18 protein-coding genes are annotated in these 21,078 nt (G+C 72.7%); 13 read left to right on the top strand and 5 right to left on the bottom strand.

Annotation, left to right across the window (positions count from 1 at the left end):
- Positions 1–3: 3 nt before the first annotated feature.
- Complete coding sequence (locus CRV15_RS31090; RefSeq protein WP_029183248.1) at positions 4–654, bottom strand: TetR/AcrR family transcriptional regulator; 651 nt, start codon at positions 652–654, stop codon at positions 4–6.
- Positions 655–775: 121 nt separating this feature from the next.
- Between CRV15_RS31090 and CRV15_RS31085 the strand changes: the two genes are divergently transcribed.
- From CRV15_RS31085 to CRV15_RS31050, 8 genes are all read left to right on the top strand, one after another.
- Entirely contained in the window at positions 776–2,326 is a 1,551-nt protein-coding gene (locus CRV15_RS31085; protein ID WP_003963193.1) for an FAD-dependent monooxygenase, read from the top strand.
- 209 nt (positions 2,327–2,535) lie between these two features.
- Positions 2,536–3,141 (top strand): hypothetical protein, encoded by a 606-nt coding sequence (locus CRV15_RS31080; RefSeq protein ID WP_009999209.1) that lies wholly within the window; start codon positions 2,536–2,538, stop codon positions 3,139–3,141.
- A gap of 355 nt (positions 3,142–3,496) precedes the next feature.
- Positions 3,497–5,131, top strand: coding sequence for an ABC-F family ATP-binding cassette domain-containing protein (locus tag CRV15_RS31075; RefSeq protein ID WP_003955180.1), 1,635 nt, complete (start codon positions 3,497–3,499; stop codon positions 5,129–5,131).
- A 151-nt stretch (positions 5,132–5,282) separates the two neighbouring features.
- Positions 5,283–6,476: an acyl-CoA dehydrogenase family protein gene (locus CRV15_RS31070; RefSeq protein WP_003963191.1), complete on the top strand. Its 1,194-nt coding sequence runs from the start codon at positions 5,283–5,285 to the stop codon at positions 6,474–6,476.
- A gap of 117 nt (positions 6,477–6,593) precedes the next feature.
- Positions 6,594–6,860 carry a MoaD/ThiS family protein gene (locus CRV15_RS31065; RefSeq protein WP_230864312.1) on the top strand — a complete coding sequence of 89 codons (267 nt, stop codon included), beginning with the start codon at positions 6,594–6,596 and terminating at the stop codon, positions 6,858–6,860.
- A gap of 4 nt (positions 6,861–6,864) precedes the next feature.
- Positions 6,865–7,731 carry a hypothetical protein gene (locus tag CRV15_RS31060; protein WP_003955178.1) on the top strand — a complete coding sequence of 289 codons (867 nt, stop codon included), beginning with the start codon at positions 6,865–6,867 and terminating at the stop codon, positions 7,729–7,731.
- 690 nt (positions 7,732–8,421) lie between these two features.
- On the top strand, positions 8,422–8,700 hold the full coding sequence (locus CRV15_RS36135) for a hypothetical protein (protein ID WP_009999206.1): 279 nt from the start codon (positions 8,422–8,424) through the stop codon (positions 8,698–8,700).
- A 528-nt stretch (positions 8,701–9,228) separates the two neighbouring features.
- A complete protein-coding gene (locus CRV15_RS31050; RefSeq protein ID WP_003955174.1) occupies positions 9,229–12,168 on the top strand; it encodes an AfsR/SARP family transcriptional regulator in 2,940 nt (979 codons plus the stop codon).
- Positions 12,169–12,216: 48 nt separating this feature from the next.
- Here the strand turns inward: CRV15_RS31050 and CRV15_RS31045 are convergent, their stop codons facing one another.
- Positions 12,217–12,768: a hypothetical protein gene (locus CRV15_RS31045; protein WP_003955173.1), complete on the bottom strand. Its 552-nt coding sequence runs from the start codon at positions 12,766–12,768 to the stop codon at positions 12,217–12,219.
- A 284-nt stretch (positions 12,769–13,052) separates the two neighbouring features.
- On the opposite strand from CRV15_RS31045, the gene CRV15_RS31040 reads away from it, so the two are divergent.
- Positions 13,053–13,322, top strand: a complete 270-nt coding sequence (locus CRV15_RS31040) for a hypothetical protein (RefSeq protein ID WP_003955172.1) — start codon at positions 13,053–13,055, stop codon at positions 13,320–13,322.
- A 4-nt stretch (positions 13,323–13,326) separates the two neighbouring features.
- Entirely contained in the window at positions 13,327–13,704 is a 378-nt protein-coding gene (locus CRV15_RS31035) for an ArsR/SmtB family transcription factor (RefSeq protein WP_003955171.1), read from the top strand.
- A 189-nt stretch (positions 13,705–13,893) separates the two neighbouring features.
- On the opposite strand, the gene CRV15_RS31030 is transcribed toward CRV15_RS31035, so the two are convergent.
- Together CRV15_RS31030 and CRV15_RS31025 are read right to left on the bottom strand one after the other, a co-directional pair.
- Positions 13,894–15,738, bottom strand: a complete 1,845-nt coding sequence (locus CRV15_RS31030) for an FG-GAP-like repeat-containing protein (RefSeq protein WP_003955170.1) — start codon at positions 15,736–15,738, stop codon at positions 13,894–13,896.
- Between the two features lie 67 nt (positions 15,739–15,805).
- Positions 15,806–16,525 (bottom strand): hypothetical protein, encoded by a 720-nt coding sequence (locus CRV15_RS31025; protein ID WP_003955169.1) that lies wholly within the window; start codon positions 16,523–16,525, stop codon positions 15,806–15,808.
- Between the two features lie 307 nt (positions 16,526–16,832).
- Here CRV15_RS31025 and CRV15_RS31020 point away from each other — a divergent pair, with 307 nt between their 5' ends.
- Positions 16,833–17,954: a hypothetical protein gene (locus tag CRV15_RS31020; protein ID WP_003955168.1), complete on the top strand. Its 1,122-nt coding sequence runs from the start codon at positions 16,833–16,835 to the stop codon at positions 17,952–17,954.
- A gap of 46 nt (positions 17,955–18,000) precedes the next feature.
- Positions 18,001–18,501, top strand: coding sequence for a hypothetical protein (locus tag CRV15_RS31015; RefSeq protein ID WP_009999200.1), 501 nt, complete (start codon positions 18,001–18,003; stop codon positions 18,499–18,501).
- A 60-nt stretch (positions 18,502–18,561) separates the two neighbouring features.
- Here the strand turns inward: CRV15_RS31015 and CRV15_RS31010 are convergent, their stop codons facing one another.
- Complete coding sequence (locus CRV15_RS31010) at positions 18,562–20,088, bottom strand: NHL domain-containing protein (RefSeq protein WP_009999199.1); 1,527 nt, start codon at positions 20,086–20,088, stop codon at positions 18,562–18,564.
- Between the two features lie 379 nt (positions 20,089–20,467).
- Between CRV15_RS31010 and CRV15_RS31005 the strand changes: the two genes are divergently transcribed.
- Positions 20,468–20,902 carry a hypothetical protein gene (locus tag CRV15_RS31005; protein ID WP_009999198.1) on the top strand — a complete coding sequence of 145 codons (435 nt, stop codon included), beginning with the start codon at positions 20,468–20,470 and terminating at the stop codon, positions 20,900–20,902.
- Positions 20,903–21,078: the final 176 nt, after the last annotated feature.

Here is a 21,078-nt window from a genome sequence, read left to right as displayed (position 1 = left end):
GGGTCACCGCCCGGGAGGCAGGCCCTGCGGTCCGTTCAAGCCATTCTCCAGCAGCGCGAACGCGTGTTCCGCGTCGGCCACCGCGCCCGCGAGACGCTCGTCGGCGCTCTCCCCGTCCGCCATGCGCGCCGCGTTGTCCTGCGCCAGCGCCCAGTGCACCGCGACGATCTGGACGGCGGCCAGCCGCGCGGTGAGTCCGCTCGTGTCCGCCGTCTCCCGCAGGGCCTGGGCGAGCGCATGCTCGGCGCCGGTCCGGAACCGTTCCATCCGGGCCACCAGCGAGGGCGCTTCGACGATCATCCGATGGAGTCTGCGCACCTCGGGACGGTCGTTGAGCCCGGTGAACGGGTCCCGCTCACGCAGTCCGCCGAGGAAGTTCCCGCGCACGGCGGCCAGGGGCGCGGTGCCGGGCGGACGGGACCGGACCACGCGGGCGATCTCGGTCTCGTGGTCGGCGAGGCGGTGCACCACGAGGTCTTCCTTCGTCGGGAAGTAGGCGAAGAGCGTGCGCTTGGAGACCTCGGCGGCCTCGGCCACCCGCGCCACCGGGACCTGCTGGAAGCCGTGTTCGAGAAAGAGCGCGATCGCCGCCTCGGAGATCGCGGCGCGCGTCCGCAGCTTCTTCCGTTCCCGCAGCCCTGGCTTGCTGTCCACGGCATCCACCGTAGCAGTTCACTGCCCTTGGGATATTTCTGCACCCGGTATACATTTACCCCGAGGTGAGTCATGTACTCCGAGGTGAGTCATGGCCGGGGTGAGACCCGAGAGGGAGTGAGTGACGGTGCCGACGGAGCAGCAGGCCGAGGTCGTCATCGCGGGCGCCGGTCCGACCGGACTGACGCTGGCGTACGAACTGGCCCTGGCCGGGGTCGATTGCCTGGTCCTGGAGAAGCTGGAGCGGCGGGTCGAACAGGTGAAGGGCGGCGGGCTCCAGCCCCGTACCGCCGAACTGCTGGAACTGCGCGGGCTGCTGGAGCCGCTGCGGCGGCGGGCCCTGCCGGGCGGCGGCGTGGCCGGGCACTTCGCGGCCCTGCCCGTGCCGCTGGACTGCACCCCCTGGCAGACCCGGCACCCCTTCCCGATCGCGATCCCCCAGGGGGAGATCGAGGACGTGCTCGAAGAGCGGGCGGGTGCCGCCGGTGCGCGGGTGCTGCGCGGCGCCGCCGTCCGCGAGGTCGAGCCGGACGGCGACGGGGTGACCGTGACGACGGACGGCCCACGGGTGCGGGCCCGCTGGCTGGTGGCGTGCGACGGCGCCCACAGCACGGTGCGGAAGCTGCTCGGGCTGCCCTTCCCCGGCAGGCCCGGAACCCATCGGGCGGTGCTCGCCGACATCCGGCTCTCCGCCGTGTCGCCGCTGGTACCGAGGCGGATGGGGCACATCAGCACCCTGACCCGCCGTGCGGGCGGCCACTGGTCCATGCTCGTCCCGCTCGGCGGCGACCGGTACCGGATCACCTTCGGACGCGCCGACCGGACGGGCGCCGACCAGGACACCCCCGTCACCCACGAGGAGATCGCCACCGCGCTGCGGGCCGTGTACGGGGACGGGACCACCCTCGGCGCCGTGGACAACGCCTCCCGGTTCGGCGACGCCACCCGGCAACTGGAGCACTACCGCGTGGGCCGCGTCCTCTTCGCGGGCGACGCCGCGCACATCCACCCGCCCCTGGGCGGCCAGGGCGTCAACCTCGGCATCCAGGACGCCTTCAACCTCGGCTGGAAACTGGCCGCGACCGTGCGGAACCGGGCACCGGGCGGCCTCCTGGACACCTACCACACCGAACGGCATCCGGCCGCCGCCCAGGTCCTGCACCACACCTCGGCACAGCGCGCGCTGGCGGAACCCGAGCCGGGAGGGGACCTCGCGGCCCTGCGCGACCTCTTCATCGAACTGCTGCGGCTGCCCGACGCCAACCGCCGTATCGCGGGGCTGATGTCGGGCCTCTCCCTGCGCTACGAACCACCCGGTGAGCCGAGTGGGTCCAGCGGGCACGGCGCGCATCCGCTCGTCGGCCGGCGCGTGCCCGACGCCGACCTGCTCACCGGGACCGGTCCCACCCGCCTGTCCACACTGTTCCACTCGGGTCACGCCCTCCTGCTCGACCTGACCGGCACGGTCCCGACGGGCCTTCGGCTCCCGCCCCGCGTCGACCTCGTCCGCGCCACCCGCACCGACGACGGCCCGGGCGTTCTGGCCGCTCCGGACGCCGCCGCGCTCCTCATCCGCCCCGACGGCCATGTCTGCTGGGCCACGGACACCCCCGAGACGGACGGCGGCACCGTCCTCGCCGCCATCGCCCGCCATCTGACGACGGCGGACTGAACGGGTGTCACGGCGGGGCCCGGACGCCGTCCGGACCATCGCGGAGCCCTCAAGCCGCGCAGCCCCCCTCGGCCCTTGGGACCCTCGCGGCGGGAAAACGTTCGTCCCTTCGGGGATTCCGCTGGTACGGCCCGCCCGCGCTGCGCCATGGTGGAGCCCCCGCCGCCCGGGGCGTGCCCGGGCAGAGGCGAGAGGGGCTGGAGGGCGTCATGGCTGAGCGGGAGACATGGACGGTGGAGGAGTTCGGTGCCGCGCACGAGGGCGCGATCGGGGTGCTGCTGGCCGACGGCACCGTTCCGCAGCCCGTGTACTTCGGGCTGTCCTCCGGTCCGGGCGGGCAGTCCGTCTCGCAGTGGAGCGTCTACGACGGCCGGTTCGCGCGGGTGCCGAAGGCCGCCGCGCTCCGCGGTCTGTGCTCCTGCGGATGGACCGGTACGGAACACCCGCTGGACTGGGACGAGATCGGTGAACGGGCCCTGTGGGAGGGGGGTGACGACGCGGCGGACGCGTCCGAGCGGGACTGGTTCAGCCATATCGACGAGGTGGAGGAGTCGGCCCTGCCGCTGCCGGAGACGCTCACCGAGCTGCTGACCCAGGTGCAGCAGGAGATCGAGAGGCTGTCGAAGAGCTCACCGCTCGCGGCCCTGCGGGCGGTCCGCAGGCTGGAGGTGATCGCCGTGGAGGTCGGCTACTGGGCGGCGCGCGAGGCCCGGCAGGACGCGACATCCGCCCAGGCCGCCGCCGCCCTTGGTCTGAGCGAGGACACGGCGCGCGAGCTGCTGGCCCGCTTCGGGCGGTGGAGCCCCTACGGCTGAGCGCGCCGCGACCGCCGAACGGGCCTCGACGGCCGGGTACGCCTGAACGGCCGAGTACGCCGGGGGTGCCGGGCGCGCCCTGGCGGCCGTGCGCCCGGCCGGGCGCGCCTCGACGGCGGAGTGCGCCGCCCCCCTGCGGACGGCGCGGGCTGATACGCTGCGGCTGACGTTGATCATGTATGGAGGAGTGACCGACATGGCGGGTGACGACGACATCTCCGGGTGATACCCGGATGTGAGCGACCACCGGTCCGCGCATGGGCGCGGCCGTCGTGGTCTGTTCGTCGTCCCCTTCCCCCTGTCCTCCAGGGCAGTGCCGTCTCCCCTGCCCTCCTCCCGCGCGAGGTACTCCGCCATGTCCAACGCTTCCGTCGTCTGCTCGAACCTCTCCTTCTCCTGGCCGGACGGCACCCCCGTCTTCGAGAATCTGTCCTTCTCCCTGGGGGAGGGACGCACCGGCCTGGTGGCCCCCAACGGCTCCGGCAAGAGCACCCTGCTCCGGCTGATCGCCGGTGAGCTGCGCCCCCGCGCGGGCTCCGTCCAGGTGGCCGGAGCCCTCGGCCACCTTCCGCAGAACCTGCCGCTGACCAGCGACCTCACGGTGGCCGAAGTCCTGGGGATCGCCGCGGTCGTCCGGGCCATCGACGCCGTCGAGTCGGGCGACGTGGCCGAGGAGCACTTCACCACCATCGGCGACGACTGGGACATCGAGGAACGCACCCGCGCCCAGCTCGACCGCCTCGGCCTCGGCGGCCTCGCCCTCGACCGCCGCCTCGGCACGCTCAGCGGCGGCCGGATCGTCTCCCTCGGCCTCGCCGCCCAGCTCCTGAAACGCCCCGCCGTGCTGCTGCTCGACGAACCCACCAACAATCTCGACCTGGCGGCCCGGCACCGCCTCTACGACGTCCTGACGGAGTTCACCGGCTGTCTGCTGCTGGTCAGCCACGACCGGGCGCTGCTCGACCGCATGGAGCGCATCGTCGAACTCGAACGCCGTGAACTGCGCTTCTACGGGGGCGACTTCACCGCGTACGAAGCGACCGTGCGCGCCGAGCAGGACGTCGCCGAGAAGAACGTCCGCAACGCCGAACAGGAGCTGAAGCGGGAGAAACGGGAGATGCAGCAGGCCCGCGAACGCGCCGAACGCCGCCAGAGCAACGCCGCCCGCACCCTCAAGAACGCCGGTCTGCCCCGGATCTTCGCCGGGAACATGAAGCGCGGGGCCCAGGAGTCGGCGGGCCGGGCCGGGCAGACGCACGCGGGCCGGGTCGGCGAGGCCCGGGCACGCCTCGACGAGGCCGGGCGTGCCCTGCGGGACGAGCAGCGCCTCACGCTCGACCTGCCGGACACCGACGTACCCGCGGGCCGCACCCTCTTCATCGGCGAGGAGCTGCGGGTCCGGCTCGGCGACCGGCCCGTCTTCGGGGAGGAGGGCGTCGGCCTCACCGTCCGGGGCCCCGAACGCATCGCCCTGACCGGCCCCAACGGGGCGGGCAAGAGCACCCTGCTGCGGCTGATCACCGGCGACCTCGCCCCGGACAGCGGAGGGATCAGGCGCGCCGACGGGCGGCCCGCCCATCTCTCCCAGCGGCTGGACCTGCTCGACCCGGACCGCACCGTCGCCGAGAACTTCGCCGACGCCGCACCCCACCGCACCGAGGCCGAGCGGATGAATCTCCTCGCCCGCTTCCTCTTCCGCGGCGCCCGCGCCCATCTGCCCGTGCGGGTGCTGTCCGGCGGCGAACGGCTGCGGGCCACCCTGGCCTGTGTCCTGTACGCCGACCCCGCCCCGCAACTGCTCCTGCTCGACGAGCCGACGAACAACCTCGACCTCGTCAGCACCGGGCAGTTGGAGAGCGCCCTCAACGCCTACCGGGGCGCCTTCGTCATCGTCAGCCACGACGAGCGCTTCCTCCGGGAGATCGGCGTCAACCGGTGGCTGCGGCTGGCCGACGGCGCGCTGACGGAGACCGGGGCACCGCGGCGCTGAGCCGGGCGCGCCGCGGACCCGACGGCGCGTTCCGTTCAGATGGTGGAACCCGCGCACGGACGTGAACGTGCGCGGGGGCCCGTCCGTGTACGTCAGCGGGCATGTCGTCGCGCACTGCCCTCGCGCACCGCTACCGGTATGAGGGGTGTTCATGACCGATCTGCTGTGGTCCACGACCGGGGCGGAACGGAAGGTGGCACACGAGGTCGAGGCCCGCTGGGGGGAGCTGCTGGCCGAGGTCGACACCGGCGCGGCGGAGCGGGACGCCACCGGTCGGCCGGTGCCCTCCCGGTTCCTCGGCCGGGCCGGTGCCCTGGGCCTTCAGGCCATGCCGCTGCCCCCGGAGGCCGGCGGCTCGGGAGCGGACCCGCTGACCTGGTCACTGATCCTGGAGGAGATCGGATACCGCTGTCAGGACACCGGGTTCTCGCTCATCCTGGGCATCCGGGCCGCCGTCGTCCGGGCGCTGTGGGAGACGGGCCGCCCCGACGTGGTCGAACGCTATGTCCGTCCGGCCGCCCGGGGCGAGCTGGGCACGGCCCTCGCCTACAGCGAGGACGCCGACGCCTTCTCGTTCCGCACCACCCTGCGCCGGACCCCCGGCGGGTATGTGCTCGACGGGCTCAAGGACTTCGTCACCGGCGGCACACACGCCGATGTCTTCCTCGTCTACGCCCGCGACGGGGCGACGGACGACCTGGCGGGCTGCCTCGTCCACCGCACCGACCCCGGTGTCACCGTCCGCGCCCTCGACCCCGTCGGCACCCGTACCTCCGGAGCGGCGGCCCTGGAGCTGCGGTCCGTCCCCCTGGTACCGGAGCGCGTCGTCGTGCCGACCGACGGCCTCAGCCATGCCCAACGCCTCCTCAACGCCCGTCGGCTGACCGTGTGCGGCGCCCCGATCGGCCGGGCCCGCGCCCTCGTCGAACACGCCGCGGCGCGGGTGAACGCCGCGCACCGCCACGGCCGGCCACTGAGCGACCTGCCCAATGTCCAGGCGGCGCTCGGCCGGATGTACATCGCGGTCGAAGCCGCGCGCGCCCTGCTCTACCGGGCCGCCGCCCGGGTCGCCGACGGGCAGGCCGACCCCATGTTCGACCCCCTGGTCTCGGCGGCCAAGCACCTCGTCGTCGACCGCGTACGGTCCGTCCTGGAGGAGGCCCTCCAGACCCTGGGGGGGCACTTCTACTACGGCGAGCCCTACTTCGGCACCTGTCTGAGGGACTTCGCCGGGCTGGTGGCCGTGGCGGGGACCCAGGATCTGCTGGCCGTCAACCTGGGTACCCTCACCGCCGCCCACTGCGCCCGCTCCACCCCGTCGCCCGACTCCGCCCCGTCCCCCTGACTCCGTACCGCACCGCACCGCTCTGCACCGCTCCGCTCCGCCGCCAGGCTGCCCGTACCCGCCGCGTCCCGTCGAAGTGAGGACCGGCGAAGACCCATGGAAGGACGGCACCACACCATGACCCTCTGTTTCTCCGGGCTGCTGCTCCGGCTCGTCGACTACCAGCGGACCATCGAAGTGGACGCCGCCACCCTGGGGGAGGCCCTCGACCAGGTCGAGGGCCGTCACCCGAGGCTGCGCACCGTCCTGCGCGACGGAGAGGGCGGCATCCGGCGGTCCCACCGCGTCTTCGTCAACGGGGAGCTGGTCGGGGCGGCCGACCTGGCCACGCCCCTCGCCGACAGCGACAGCGTCGAGTTCCTGACAGCCATCGCGGGAGGCTGACGCGGTGCGCACGGTCACCTTCCACCACCCCACCGACCCCACCCAGTTCGGACCGGAGCAGTTGCGCCCCCGAGTGCTGCTGGGAATGGTCATGACCACCCTCGCCCGGTGGCTCGCCGAGCATCTGGTGCCCTACTCCCGCCTGATGTACGAGCACCGCACGGCGTTCGTCTTCAGCACCGTCCACCTCACCTACGCGGAGCCGTCCGTGCGCTTCGCCGACGCCGACTCCTTGCAGATCACCGGCGCGGTCGCGGTGAGCGAATCGGCCACGTACCTCCGGGTGACGGCCGAGATCACCTCCCTCCGGTACGGCCACCCGGACGAGGTGCGGCCGGTGGGGTCGCTCCACGCGGCCCTGAGGGTCGTCACCGTCGCGGAGACCGAGGCCCTGAGCGCGGAGCCGGGCGCCCTGCCCGGTCCGCTGTTCCGCGCCTTCCGCCCGGACGAGATCTACGCGCCGGACCGCGCGGCGATCGCGCGGGCAGCCGCCCTGCCCGAGGGGACGGAGCTGTTCCGGGCCCCCGGCCACGAGGTCACGCTCTGCCGCAGCCACTGCGAGCTCGCCGACCAGTGGTCGTTCAGCGAGGTCGTCGAAGTGGCCACGACCGCCCGCGAACGCCTCTTCACGGACCCCGCGGTACCCGCCCCGGTCCGGCGCGCCGGCGCCGCCCACCCCCTCCGCGCCGTCGGAGCGGTCTTCCACCGTGCGATGTACCTCTTCGACACCTGCCGCATCACCACCCGCCTGCTGACCCCGGCCACCGGACCCGGCACCACGGCCTTCGTCCACACCTTCACCGACCCGGTCCGGCCGGGTCCCCCGTGCGTCACCGTGTGGGAGCTGGGCCCCGCCGCCACCGGGGAGTGAAGGAAGAGCCGCGCGGGACGACGCCGAGGAGGCACAGGACTTCGCCGCGGAGGTGACGCTCGACGCGGCCGTCGTCCCCGCCGCCGGGACCGGCCGGGGCGCTGTCCTCCGGGTGCCGGGAGACGAAGCCGGTGGCGGAGCAGAGCGTCACGATCGCCCGGGACCGGGGACCGCCGGTGCCCGTCCACCGGGTGGACGACGGCCCGTATCTGATCTGCTTCGACGCCTTCGACGCCTTCGAGGTCGGGGACACGAAGCTGGATCTGCCGCCCGAGTGGACCGACGCCGACGAGGCCATGGAGATGACGCGCGACCGGCCGGCCTCCCCGGGCTGCTCCGGCCGGGTCGCGGTGGACCCGGACGGCACGGTGATCGGCTCCGGCTTCCTCGCCCTCGGCGGGGCGGTCGCCGGAATCGGCCCGCTGAGCGTGGACCCGTCGGCCCGGAACTCGGGGGGTGGGACGGCGGCTGAGGGAATCGCTGATCGCCAGGGCCGAACGGCTCGGCCAGGAATCCGTGCGCGGGGTACGGGTATCGGCCAACCTCGGCGCCTACCGGCTGTACTCCTCCATCGGGTCCGTCCCGCACGAGCAGCCGGATCCGTCCCGCACGAGCAGCTCACCGCCTTCGAGGGATACGCCCCGCCGACCCCCGCGACCGTGGCGGGCTTCGAGGTCCGGCCGATGGCCGATGGCCGAGGACGATGTGGAAGTGTGCCGGCGGCGGTACCGGACAGCCGACGGCCACCCTCGGGACCGCGAGATCCACAGGGCCGTCAAACGCGCCTTCGACCGGTCGGCGCCGTATGCCGTGGTGGACGGCGCGACGGGCGGCATCGCAGGCTGCGCCACCGCCCTGGCCGGCCTCGGCCGTCCGACGGCCCGCGCGCTCTTCGCGGGCGCCGGTGAACCGATGCGCCGCACGGCCCGGAGGGCCCCGGCCCCCGGCTGCGCCTCGCGGGCCGGGTGATGCCCGGGACACCGGCCTGGGCCGTGCGCACCCCGGGCCACTCCCCGCTGTGGCTGGAAACACTCGCCGCCCGCGGCCCGTACACCGCACCGGAGGGAGTCGTCCGCTTCCCGGGTCTCTCCTGCTGACCGACCCGCCCCCACCCGTTCCCGGGCCCCCGACCGAGCGGGCCCGGGAGCGGTGCGTTCTCGCCGCGTTCCCGTGCGGCCCGTGCTCCCGCCCGGCGGAGTCCCGGCCGATCCGTTCCAACGGCGTTCCAACGGTGCGAGCCGCGTCGGCCGTTATGGCCCCGCAGGGACCATTCTCGGTCATCCAAAGCGCTCGGACCCGGCCGGTCGCGACCCCTGTGCCATGATCGTCTTCGCTCGCCGGGCCCGCCTCTCCCTCCCCCACGAAGGCTTGGCCCCCGGCCGCGACCGCGGATGTCAGGTGGCCGATACGCCGGGCAACCACGTGACTCCGGCCTTGGTCGACAGGTACACCTCACGTTGCACCATGCTCACGGTCAAGGACAGGGGAAGAGGTCACGTGTCGGGGGATTCACAGGGCGCCGTGGCGTGCCGGGAGGACGGGAGAGCGGCGAACGCGGCGGGCCGCGGAGGCGGGCTCCGCTTCGGGCTGCTGGGTGCCGTACGGGCCTGGCGCGGGGGCGATGCCGTGCCCCTGGGCACCCCGCAGCAGCGTCTCGTCCTGGCGGTGCTGGTGCTGGCCGAGGGCCGGACGGTGGGACGGGAGCGGCTGATCCGGGCCCTGTGGGAGGAGAGCCCGCCGGTCACGGCCGTACGCACGCTCCAGACCTATGTCTCCCAGCTCCGGCGGCTGTTCGGAGCGGAGACCGTACGGTGGGTCGGCGACGGCTACGCGATGCCCGCGCACCCCACGGACCTGGCCGAGTTCCGCGCCCTGTGCGCGAGCGGAAGACGGGCCGAGGCCCTCGACCTCTGGCAGGGGGACGCCCTGCTCGGGCTGACCGGACGGTGGGCCGAGGCCGAGCGGGCCCGGATCACGGGGCTGGTGGAGAACACCGTCGAAGCACATCTGGAGCAGCGCCTCCACGACGGCGACGCGGCGGGCGCCGGGACCGAGCTGGCGGCCCTGTGCGCCGAGCGCCCCCTGCACGAACGGCTGCACGGCCTGCTGATGCGGGCGCTGTACGCCCAGGGGCGGCAGGCGCGGGCGATCGAGGTCTACACCGCCCTGCGGCAGCGGCTCGACGAAGAGCTGGGGGTGCGGCCCACGGCCGAGCTGGCCTCGCTCTACCGCCGGATCATCTCGGGCCAGGAGCCGGGCGCGCGCCCCGCCCCCGTCCCGGAGAACGGCGGCCCGCACCCCGGGGAGTTACCGCGACAGGACGGCGAAGAGCCCGAAGAGGGTGACGAGGGTGACGACGCGGGGGGCGAAGGCGCTGCCGGGACCGCCGCCGCCCCGCCCGCGCAACTCCCCGCCGACGTCCACCACTTCACCGGCCGCGACGAGATCGTCCGCGACCTCACCGCCGCCGCCACACCCGGCTCCACGGCCTCCGCCGTGGCGCTCGCGGGCCTCGGCGGAGTCGGCAAGACCGCGCTCGCGGTGCACGTCGCCCACCGGGTCCGGCACCACTACCCCGACGGACAGCTCTTCGTCGACCTGCGTGGCGCCGGGAGCGAACCGGTGCCGCCCGGCACGGCGCTGTACGCGTTCCTGCGGGCCCTCGGAGCCGCCGCGTCCGCCGTCCCGGAGGCCACCCCGGACCGGGCGGCGGCCTTCCGCTCCCTGCTCGCCGGGCGGCGGGTGCTGATCGTCCTGGACAACGCCCGGGACTTCGCCCAGATCCGTCCGCTGCTGCCCGGGGCCCCCGGCTGCGCGGTCATCGTCACCAGCCGCTCCTGGCTGGGCGGGTTCGCCGACGGACGGACCCACGCCCTGTCCGCGATGGACCCGCGGGAGTCGCTGGCGCTCTTCGCCCGCATCGCCGGAGAGCGGCGCACCCGGGCCGAACGCGCCGAAGCAGCCGCGATCGTGGAACTCTGCGGCCATCTCCCGCTGGCCGTGCGGATCGCCGCGTCCCGGCTCTGCTCCCGGCCCCGGTGGCCCCTGGAGCGACTGCGCCACCGCCTCGCCGACGAACGGGGCCGACTGGCGCAGCTCCGGCTGGGAGATCTCTCCGTCGAGTCCGTCTTCGCCCTCTCCCACGACCGGCTGGACCGGGTGGACCCGGCGCGGAGCCGGGCGTTCCGGCTGCTGTCGCTGCTGGACGGCGAGACCTTCACGCTGGCCGCCGCCACGGCGGTGCTCGCCCTCCCCGCGGACGAGACGGAGGAGATCTGCGAGGGACTGGTGGACGGCTCGCTGCTCTCGTCCCCCGAGCCCGGCCGCTACCGCTACCACGACCTGATGCGCGACTTCGCCCGGCAGCGCTGCGCGGAACGGGAGTCCGCGGGGGAACGGGACGAGGCCCTGGAGCGGCTGCTCGATCTGTGGGTCGCGACCGCCCGCGGCCTGGACCGCTTCCTGTACCCGGGGGACTCGGTGCCCGACGGCCTCGCCCCCACCGTCCATCCGCTGTTCCGCCCCCAGGACGTGGACACCGCCGTGGACCGGCTGCTCGCGGAGTCGGACGGCATCCTGCGGCTGCTGCGGCGGTCCCTGTCCGGTTCCTCTCCGTCGGCACCGGTCGACCTCGTCTCCGTTGCCGAGATCCTGACCTGCCTGGAGTATCTGACGGAGTCCGGCGGTGACCTCGTCCCCTATCGGACCACCGTACGGCTGCTGGTGGAGACGGCGGTGGCCCGCGGGGAGCGGCGGGCCGAGGGGTGGGCCCGCTATCTGCTCGGCTACGCGCACTACCGCAGGGGGGAACTGGACGCGGCCCTGGGCGAGTTCCTGCTCGCCTGGAACGCGAGCGGGGAGAGCGGGGACGCGGTCACGCTGGGACGGACGCTGAACCGGCTCGGCATCACCGCCCGTACGGCCGGGCGGCCCGAGGAGTCCGTGCCGTACTTCCAGGCGTCGCTGGCGATCTGGTACGAGCGCGGCGACCGCTTCCCGCAGGGGAGCACCCTGGGCAATCTGGCGCGGTCGCTGCTGGATCTCGGCCGGACGGAGGAGGCCGTGGCAGCGGCGCGGGAGAACGTCCGGATCAAGGAAGGGCTGGAAGGGGCCGGGGGCGAGGGCACGACGGCGACCGCCCGCTATCTGCTGGGCCTGGTGCTCACCGGCGCGGGGCGGCCGCAGGAGGCGACCGGGCAGTTGCAGGCGGCGCTGGAGATGTTCCGCGCCCGGCGGCTGCGGCTGTGGCAGGAGGCGACCCGGCTGCGGCTGGCGCAGGCGCAGTTGGCCCTGGGGCGCACGGACGTGGCGCGGGTGCTGGCGGGGCGGTGCCGTGAGGCGTTCCGGCGCTGGGGGGAGGAGCCGTTCGCGGAACAGGCCGACGCGGTGCTGAGGAGCGCGGAGCAGGGATGTTCCGCCGTGGTGGCGACGGGATGAGGCGGTGGGGCCGGACCGCCGGGGGATGTGCGGTCCGGCCCCCGGCGCTCAGACGAAGGTGATGGTCGAGGTGCGGTCGTTCCACCAGCCGAGGTCACCGGCCGGGGACTTGAACGGCTCGCTCTTGGCGCCGCCCCTCGCGGGGAACTGGAACAGCTCGATCCAGCAGACGCTGCTGGGGGTCAGGGAGCTGAGCTGGTCGTCCCAGCGGCTGCCGCTGAGGTCCCAGGCGTAGTCCTCGCCGTTGCCGGTGGCGCAGGCGTGGTCGCCCCAGAAGTACAGGGCGTCGCCCTGCCACTGGGAGTCCCAGGTGGCGGTGCCGAGCCAGGTGCGGCCGGTGCCCCAGTCCTCGCGGTAGGAGGCGAGGGCGGCGTTCAGCTCCTTGGGGTTGTCGGCGTCGGTGATCGCGCCATCCGAGCCTGCCTTCGCGGCCTCGCGGAAGGTGTCGAAGCAGGTCACCTTCTTGGTGTCGACGTCGGCGACACACTCGTTGCCGCTTCCGGAGGGACCGGGGGCGGCGCCCGTGGTGGCACCCGCCGGCAGGGCGGTGCTCAGCGCGAGGGCGGCGGAGGTGGCGAGCACAGCGAGCATTCTGCGCATGGGAGCGCTCCTTCGATTCGTTCGCTACGAGGGGGGATGAGTTCTCGTCCCGCGGCAACGACGATGCCCGCCCCCACTCAACGGCGGCTCAACGACCGCGCGTACATCCGCTCAACGGCGGCCCGGCGCGCGCCCCGCCGCGCCGGGCGCCGTCCGGGCACCGCACGGCCGGTTCCGGGCGCTTTCCCTGCCTGTTTCGACATCTGTCGATGGCTTGCGAGGTCGGCCGCCGTCTGATTCGATGAGTGTCGACATAGATGTGTGTCGAAACAGGGGCTTGACTGATGGAGCGCGTCGATGTCGCCGTGGACGCCGCCGTGACCGGGGGCGGGCAGTCCCGGCCGGCCACCGCCCGCGCCCTGCCCGGACGGGAACCCGGGCCGGTGGTGCCGGAGGCGTCCGGCCGGGCCGTGGGGTCCTGGCCGCGCTCCTGCGACAGCCTCACCCCGAACTCCCCGCGCGGCGCGGGCCGCGCCGCCGCGCGCGCCGCCCGCCGTCCGGCGGCCCGGGCGGGAGTGACACCTCGCCCCTTGATTCGATATATGTCAACATAGCCGTATGTCGAATGCGAAGGCGCCGCCGCGGGCCGGGACCAACGGACCGGGCGCGGCGGCCCCGAGCTGCCCGCCGCTGACCGAGCGCCCCCTGACGGCCCGGGAGGCCGAGATCGCCGCCCGGGTGTTCAAGGCGCTCGGCGACCCGGTCCGGCTCCGCCTCTTCTCCGCCGTGGCCTCCCACGAGAGCGGTGAGGCGTGCGTGTGCGACATCTCCGACGTCGGCGTCTCCCAGCCCACCGTCTCCCACCACCTCAAAAAGCTCAAGGAGGCCGGACTCCTTACCTCCGAGCGGCGCGGCACCTGGGTCTACTACCGCGTCGAGCCCGCCGTCCTCGGCGCGCTCGGCAAGATCCTCGTCAGCGCTCCGGCACCGGCCTGACACCGGACAGCCGCGGTGGCGGCCCGGTGCAAGAAGGCGTGCCGGAACCGCCACCCCGGGCGGTTCCGGCACGCCAGGAGCGCGCCGTCGCCGTACGGCCGTCGAGATCCGCCGATCCGAGGGCTGCCTCTCCACCCGCCGCCGGGCCCGCTGTCGGCGCCCGGCTGCCGGGTCCTGCTGTCGGTCCCGCTATCGGGTCCTGAACCGGCGGAAGAGATTCCGGGCGACATACACTCCCGGGCCCCCGAACCCGACGATGTCGACCCGTCCGTCCCCGGTGATGTCGGTGACGAAACGGGGATGGCGGTCGACCCGCCAGCCGCCCGCGTCCTCGTTGTACCCGAAGCCGCGGCACACCAGTTGAGCCTGCTCGAACCGGCCGTCGCCGAGGCTGTGCGAGACCCAGACCCCCTCGTCGCCGAAGCCCACGATGTCCGGGCCGCCGTCGCCGGTGACATCGGCGAGGAACCTGAGGTGCTTCCCGCCCGTCCATCCCTGGGCGAGTCCGAAGTCGTTCAGAACGAGCTTCGCGGGCCCGAACGTGCCGTCGCCGAGCCCGCGCGCCACGACAACGCCCTGCGGACCGAACCCCACGAGGTCCGGTGCTCCGCCACCGGTGGTCCCGACCAGGAAGCGGGGGTGCTCGTCGACCGAGCTCCACCCCTGGTCGACCCCGAAGTCGTCGAGGATGTACAGGGGATCGGCGAACGCCCCCTCCTCGTCCTGGAGCGACACCCAGACGCCGTCGTCGTGGCAGCCGACGATGTCGAGCCGTCCGTCACCCGTGGTGTCGGCGAGAAAGCGGGGGTGCTTGCCGACGAGCCAGCCACCCGCGCTCCCGTCGTGCCCGAACGCCCGGAGCACCGGCTCATCGGCGAGCGGCGCGAACTTCCCCTCCTCGTCCTGGAGCGAGATCCGGACACCGTCGTCGTGGCAGCCGACGAGGTCGAGCCGTCCGTCACCCGTGGTGTCGGCGAGAAAGCGCGGGTGCTTGTCGGCAAGCCACCCGCCGCCCGGCTTGCCGTGTCCGAACGCCTTGAGGACCAGCTCACCGCCCGTGGGCGCGAACGCCCCGCCCTGGTCCTGACGGGAGACCCGGACCCCGTCGGCGGCCAGCACGACCACGTCCGGCTTGCCGTTCCCCGTCGTGTCCGCGAGGGTCCACAGGTCCGCCGGGGTCGGGGGCGGCGTGGACTGAAGCAGGGCGCGCTCGTCCTCGAAGGTGCCGTCGCCCCGGCCGGCCGAGGTCACCGCCCCCTTCGCGGGGGTGAGCCCGACGATGTCCACGCGCCCTGTTCCCGCGGTGTCGGCGAGGAACCGCGCACCGGTCCCGGCCCACCGGTCCGGCTGTCCGCCGGGGGAGCGGGTGGCCCCTTCGACCTTCCACGCCCCGGCCTCCTGGTCGCTCCCGAACCGTTCGAGGACCAGCAGCATGTCGCTGAAGGAGGGCGTCGCGTCCGGTACGGGCCGCAGCGCGGCCGAGCGGTCCAGCCGCCAGGACCGGCGGCCGTTCCAGTGGTCCAGGGACGCCCAGCGCAGCACGGGGTCGCTGACGCGCTCGGGTGCGGCGGTGGTGAACCGCCACCGCTGGCTCTTCGCGCCGTCGTCGTACTCACGCAGAACGATCCGGGTGTCGTCCGGGCCGGGGTCGGCGAGGTCGAGAACGGCGCGGTCGCCCGCGCCCTCGATGCAGTAGAGGCCCGCCTCGCCCTCGACGGGGACGATGTGCCACTGCTGGCTCTTCTTGCCCGCGGCGGCGTCGCCCTGGCGGATGCCCCGGTCCGCGGCGGCGGGGTTGTCGAGCACCTTGCCGCTGACCGCGTTGCGGATCACATAGGCCGGCTGGTCCGGTGCCTGCCCGCCCTGCGGGGCCGGTACGGGGACGAGCTGCCACCGCTCCGGGCCCGGGCCGCCGTCGGGAAAGTCACGGACGACGAGCGCCGCGTCCGTGCTCGGCGCGGCCCGGGCGCCCAGGGTCTTCCCGGTGGCGGCGTGGACGATCTCCAGTTTCAGTTCTTCCGTGGGCACGGGCATCGTGGTGCCTCTTCCAGGCGGTACGGGCATGGGTTCGGGACGGGTGTGGCACGGACATGGCCGCTGATCACGTGAAGATGTGGTGGTACGGGACGTTCCACTCGTTGGGCAGCCGCGGGTAGAACGTGTTGATGACCGTCCCGGTGAAGTCGCCTCCCCAGTTGTAGGTGAGCCGCACCTCGCTGTCGGCCGTCACCGCGTGGTCCTTGAAGCCGAGGATGGCGTCGGGGTGGGTGATCGGGACGAAGGTGATCCCGCCCCACGGGGTCACCGTGACCACCCAGAGCTGGGTGTCCTCGACCGCGCCGTTCTTTCCGCGCCACTTGTCGCCGACCTTGCCGGGCAGGCCGACCTGGACGGTGTCGGCCGTGCTCTTCGGCGCCTCCTGATGCACCGTGATCCGCCTGCGCTGCGGCTTCGGCGCGCCGTCGTCGCCGCGGCCCGTGTCGGCGCCGCCCGCGACCGGGGGCTTGGGCGACACCTGGCCCGCGGCGCTCTCGATGAAGTACAGCGGCCGCTGTCCGAAGAAGCCGCCGGGGGTGATGTGCCAGAGGTGGCCCTGCGCGTCCTTGGTGGCCGGGTCGAGCGCGGTGGCCAGTTTGACCCCCTTGTCGTGGCTCTCCTCCTTCAGTTCGACGGGCCGCAGATAGCCGCCGTTGAAGGCGTGGACGAGCATGACCGGCCGGTTCTCGACCAGCGCCGCCACGATCGCGTTGTCATAGCTGTTCACCGCCACCGGGCCGCCGACCACCAAATTCGCCATCGCCGTGCGTTCTTGGGTGTACATAGCGGAAACCTCACCTGTTCTGGATGTGGAGAACAATGCGTCGGACGCTCGGCTCAGCCGTCGTTAAATGCGGCGTTGCCATGGAATCGATCGGCCTCGGCCGATTGATCGACGGTTGCTCAACCTACCGTCGTCGCAAGCGGGTCGAGGTGGCTCCCGAGCGATTGTCACTCGATAGGGCAAGAATCTCTGAGATGTCTTCCCGGGCAATGGGGATCGTGTTAGCTTCCACTCTCGGAACGTGCGCAGATGCCTGTTTCCACTTCACCGAGCGCAGTTTCGGCCGGAATTAGTCGAGGACGGGGAAATGCCTTCCAACGCGTACAACCTGGAACGGGCCAAGCGTCGGCCGCTGACCAAGAAGAACCTGCGGGAACTGAACATCGACCAGACCTGGCGGTCCATCCTGGACCATCCTGACCTGGTCTATGTCGATGATTACGGAGTGCGGCACAAGCCGGTCGGATTCTCCTTGAACAAATCGAGCTTCGGCAACTTCTCCGGGTCCGCATACCAACGGGGCTGGCTCGCCTATATGAACCTCGGGGAGCCGCTGATCGAGGAGCGGCGCAATATCAACCAGCCCCCGCCCGACACATTCTCCTCACGTGCCTATGTCAACCTCAGCCAGACCTCCACGATGAACTTCACCGACTCGGTCGATTTCACCGTGTCGAACGGGATCACCTGGTCGCTCCAGGGATCGAGCCAGCTCACCTTCGGCGGCAGTGTCGGCGCGGAGCTCCAGTTGCAGTTGGCGGCCCAACTGCAACTCCAGCTCCAGGCGCAGTTCCAGACACAGCTCCAGAACCAGCTTCAGAACACGATGGACAACAAGGTCAAGAACAGCGTGACCAACAAGAACAGCAAGGACAACATCGGGGTCGACAACGACAACACCACCGAGAACGGTGTGACGAACTCGACGACGAACGGTGTGACGAACTCCGCGGCGACCTCGGTGACCACGTCGGGGGCGTTCACGACCACGGGCACCGCCACCGGCAAGGCCGATCTCAGCGCCCAGTTGGCCCTGGGCCTCACCGCCTCCGTCAGCGGCACCCTGACCACGAGCTGGGCCTCGAAGTCGGAGATCTCCGGCACGGTCCAGCCGGGCTCCCGGGTGGAGACCCTCGTCACCCAGCGACGCGCCGTCAAGCAGTACACCTATGAGATCCCGGTGACCTTCTCCGGACTGCTCGCGGTGAAGTACGACGTTCCGGTGGCGGTCCTGTCCCCTCCGCAGCCCGGGGAGTACCCCGGTCTCGACGAGGTGGTCGCCCGGGACATCGCCGACCTCGGCCTTGCGGGCGGCGGCTTCCGGATGAAGGGACTGGCCGAGGTGGTCTCCGCCCTGGAGGTCCACCACACGATGTTCGACGGCGAGAGCCTGACCGGCAGCGAACGGGAGCTGCACAAGCAGCCCTGACCGGGCGGCGCCGCCGCCACGACGACGACGATCAGGAGTGACGACCATGGTGTTCGACAACATCTTCGGCTTCGCGAGCACGGGCGCGGGCCTCTTCTCGGTGACCACCGACGGCACCAAGCCGCAACCGGGGGCGGGCGTCGACTTCGAGGACGCCGACGACGCCACATACGACGACACGAGCACAAGCCTCTTCCCCAACGGTATCCACGGGGCTTCCTCCCGGGCGAAGGTCGTCCAGGAACAGTCGCCCGAAGCACGGGCCGTCCTCGGTTTCCTCGGCTCCTTCATCCAGACCACCCAGACCTCGGCCGGCGCGCAGGCCCAGTACGCGGGGAACCCCGGCTCGGTGTCCTCGGCGGCGTCCGCGGGCATGCGGCAGTCGAGTACGACGGTCACCGAGCACGGCGATCTCCAGAAGGACGAGGATCTGCAGACCATGCCGAGGAAGAGCGACTTCAACCAGCCCCCCAAGGCGCCCCCGACGCCCGAGGCCCAGGCTCCCAAGGCGTCCAAGCCGACCGCTGAGGACCCGTCCAAGAAGTAGGACCCGCCTTCCGAGGGGGCAGGGGCGGTCTCGCCCCTGCCCCCTCGTGCGTCAGGTGCGTCACACAGGGAGCAACTGCCACTGCCGGTCCCGGTGGTCGCCCTCCGCCCCATGCTGCTTGATCACCGCGCGGGCGTTGGTGTCGACCCGCAGCAGCAGTCCGCTGTTGCGGTTGGCGATCTCGTACACCCGCGGAGTGTCGCTCGTGGAGCCCACCGGGATCAGCCGCCACTGCTGATGGTGCGCGTCGCCGCCCTCGTAGGCGCGTTGCGCGGCCACCGCGCCGTTCCGCACCTGCGCCGCGACGACCTCCAGGACCTTGCCGCTGCGCAGGTTCTCGATCGTGTACAGGACCTCGCCCCCGTCCTGACCCGCGACGAGCAGCCGCCACCGCTGATGGTCCCTGGCGGCGGCGAGGGTCTGGTGGATCTCGGCCCCGTCCTGGAGGGACTCGCGCTGGACCCCCATCCGCAGCCTGCTGCGGACATTGGCCCAGGAGACCACCGAGCCCGACTCGGGCAGCCCGGCCATCCGCGCGGACGCGACCTTCCGCACCCGGTGGTTGCCGTAGTCGGCGATGTAGAGCGTGTCGACGCAGTCCACAGCGACCCCCAGGGAATTGTTCACCTGGGCCGAGGCGGGCGGGCCGCCGTCGCCGCCGAAGCCTCCGGTGCCCGTGCCGGCGACCGTGCCGATCTTGCCATCCGTCGTGATCTTCCGAATCCGGTGGTTGCCGTAGTCGGCGACGTAGAGGGTGCCGGTGCTGTCGATCACCACTCCCATCGGGCGGTTCAGCCGGGCGGCGGTGGCGGGGCCGCCGTCGCCGTCGAAGCCTCCGGTGCCCGTGCCGGCGACGGTGCTGATCGTCCCGTCGGCCGTGATCTTCCGAATCCGGTGGTTGTCGGTATCGGCGATGTAAACGGCGCCCGCGCCGTCCACCGCCACTCCGTACGGGCGGTTCAGCTGGGCCGAGGCGGCCGGGCCGTCGTCACCCCGGTTGCCCGTGGCCCCGGTACCGGCCACGGTGCTGATCGTCCCGTCGGCCGCGACCTTCCGGATCCGGTTGTTGTTGTACTCGGTGACGTAAAGGACTCCGGTGCTGTCCACCGCCACCCCGAACGGGCGGTTCAGCCGGGCGGCGGTGGCGGGGCCGCCGTCGCCGCTGAAGCCCGCGACCCCCGTCCCGACGACGGTGCTGATCGTCCCGTCAGCAGTGATCTTCCGGACCCGGTGGTTTTCGGCATCGGTGACATAGACGGCGCCCGCGCCGTCCACCGCCACCTCGCGAGGGCAGTTCAACTGGGCGGACACGGCCGGGCCGTTGTCGCCCCGATAGCCCGCTGACCCGATCCCGGCGACGGTGCTGACCTTCCCGTCCGTCGTGATCTTGCGGACCCGGTGGTTGTTGTAGTCGGAGAAGTAGAGGGTGCCCGCGCTGTCCACCGCGATCCCGTACGGGCGGTTCAACTGAGCGGCGACAGCGGGCCCGTTGTCCCCGGTGAACCCCGCGACCCCGGTCCCCGCGACCGTGCTGATCGGAGGGGTGGAGCCCTCGCCGCCTGTGGTTGCCGCCTGAGCAGTGCTCATCGTCATCCCTTCACGTTCACTGAACGTCCGCTGCGAATGGTCATCCGATGATTCCAGGACGCTACGACGGCAGGGGCTGTTGAGATCTCTTTCGGGTGGTCCCTCGTGGAATGCATGGACGAGGTGCCGAGAGGTATGCGCGATCGGCGGTCGGCCGGGGCGCGCGCTTCACTCGAACGGGGGGCGTGAGGCGGGTGACGGAACGCTCACCACCCCGCTCATCATCCGCCGCGCTTGACAGCCGCCGATCCCGGAGCGGCGAGCCGCCCCGGCCCGTCCCCGGAGCGGGAGTACCGTGGGAAACGCGGGCGGTTCACGGCCCGTGGCGGTGGCGCGCCCCACCCCGGGACGTGCCAGGGGCCGAGGAGGTACGGCCGTCATGGACGAGGGACGAGCGCGCCGGATGGTCGAGGCGCTGCGCGGGCGCGGAGTGATGGCGCATGTCGTCGAGGCGGGTGTCTACGAGTTCGGCATCCGGGTGGTGCTCGACACGGACATCGAGGCGCTGTGGGACGTCGACGGGGCGGCCGGGCTCGACGCGGAGATCGTCGGTGACGGGGTGCTCATCGGCTTCGTCCCCCATGTTCCCGGTTCGGAGGAGTTCACCGAGGAGCAGCTCGTGGAGACGATCGCGGCGACCCGGTACACGGCGGACGGCCTGAGCCCGCCCGCCCCCGATCGGACCACCACCACCGCCGCCACCGACCGCCCCGCGCCCGCGCCACCGGCGGAGAGCGGCCCGGTTCCCCCGGCTCCGCCACCGGTCGCCCGCTACCAGCGCCGCGCGCACTGGATTCGGCGCGGCAGCCGATAGGGCTCCTGCCGCTCCTGGACGGGTGGGGCACGGCCGACGGCGGTACGGGGAACCCGTCATTCGAGCGGCGCCGCACCGCGCTGGTGCGCCTGCCCGGGACCGGAGGTCGTCGGGCGTAGGGTGCGTTCGTCGTCGGTCGTGGGCAGAAGGCCCGGTCATGGGGCCGATCCCGAGGC

This window comes from Streptomyces clavuligerus (assembly GCF_005519465.1).
GTDB classification, from domain to species: domain Bacteria; phylum Actinomycetota; class Actinomycetes; order Streptomycetales; family Streptomycetaceae; genus Streptomyces; species Streptomyces clavuligerus.
This window is presented reverse-complemented; position numbering and strand designations above follow the sequence as displayed.

Excerpts from the sequence above, each read along its gene's own strand:
- CRV15_RS31080 (WP_009999209.1), top strand. The coding sequence starts at position 2,536 with ATGGCTGAGCGGGAGACATGGACGGTGGAGGAGTTCGGTGCCGCGCAC.
- CRV15_RS31075 (WP_003955180.1), top strand. The coding sequence starts at position 3,497 with ATGTCCAACGCTTCCGTCGTCTGCTCGAACCTCTCCTTCTCCTGGCCG.
- CRV15_RS31070 (WP_003963191.1), top strand. The coding sequence starts at position 5,283 with ATGACCGATCTGCTGTGGTCCACGACCGGGGCGGAACGGAAGGTGGCA.
- CRV15_RS31065 (WP_230864312.1), top strand. The coding sequence starts at position 6,594 with ATGACCCTCTGTTTCTCCGGGCTGCTGCTCCGGCTCGTCGACTACCAG.
- CRV15_RS36135 (WP_009999206.1), top strand. The coding sequence starts at position 8,422 with ATGGCCGAGGACGATGTGGAAGTGTGCCGGCGGCGGTACCGGACAGCC.
- CRV15_RS31045 (WP_003955173.1), bottom strand. The coding sequence starts at position 12,768 with ATGCGCAGAATGCTCGCTGTGCTCGCCACCTCCGCCGCCCTCGCGCTG.
- CRV15_RS31040 (WP_003955172.1), top strand. The coding sequence starts at position 13,053 with ATGGAGCGCGTCGATGTCGCCGTGGACGCCGCCGTGACCGGGGGCGGG.
- CRV15_RS31035 (WP_003955171.1), top strand. The coding sequence starts at position 13,327 with ATGTCGAATGCGAAGGCGCCGCCGCGGGCCGGGACCAACGGACCGGGC.
- CRV15_RS31030 (WP_003955170.1), bottom strand. The coding sequence starts at position 15,738 with ATGCCCGTGCCCACGGAAGAACTGAAACTGGAGATCGTCCACGCCGCC.
- CRV15_RS31025 (WP_003955169.1), bottom strand. The coding sequence starts at position 16,525 with ATGTACACCCAAGAACGCACGGCGATGGCGAATTTGGTGGTCGGCGGC.
- CRV15_RS31020 (WP_003955168.1), top strand. The coding sequence starts at position 16,833 with ATGCCTTCCAACGCGTACAACCTGGAACGGGCCAAGCGTCGGCCGCTG.
- CRV15_RS31015 (WP_009999200.1), top strand. The coding sequence starts at position 18,001 with ATGGTGTTCGACAACATCTTCGGCTTCGCGAGCACGGGCGCGGGCCTC.
- CRV15_RS31010 (WP_009999199.1), bottom strand. The coding sequence starts at position 20,088 with ATGAGCACTGCTCAGGCGGCAACCACAGGCGGCGAGGGCTCCACCCCT.
- CRV15_RS31005 (WP_009999198.1), top strand. The coding sequence starts at position 20,468 with ATGGACGAGGGACGAGCGCGCCGGATGGTCGAGGCGCTGCGCGGGCGC.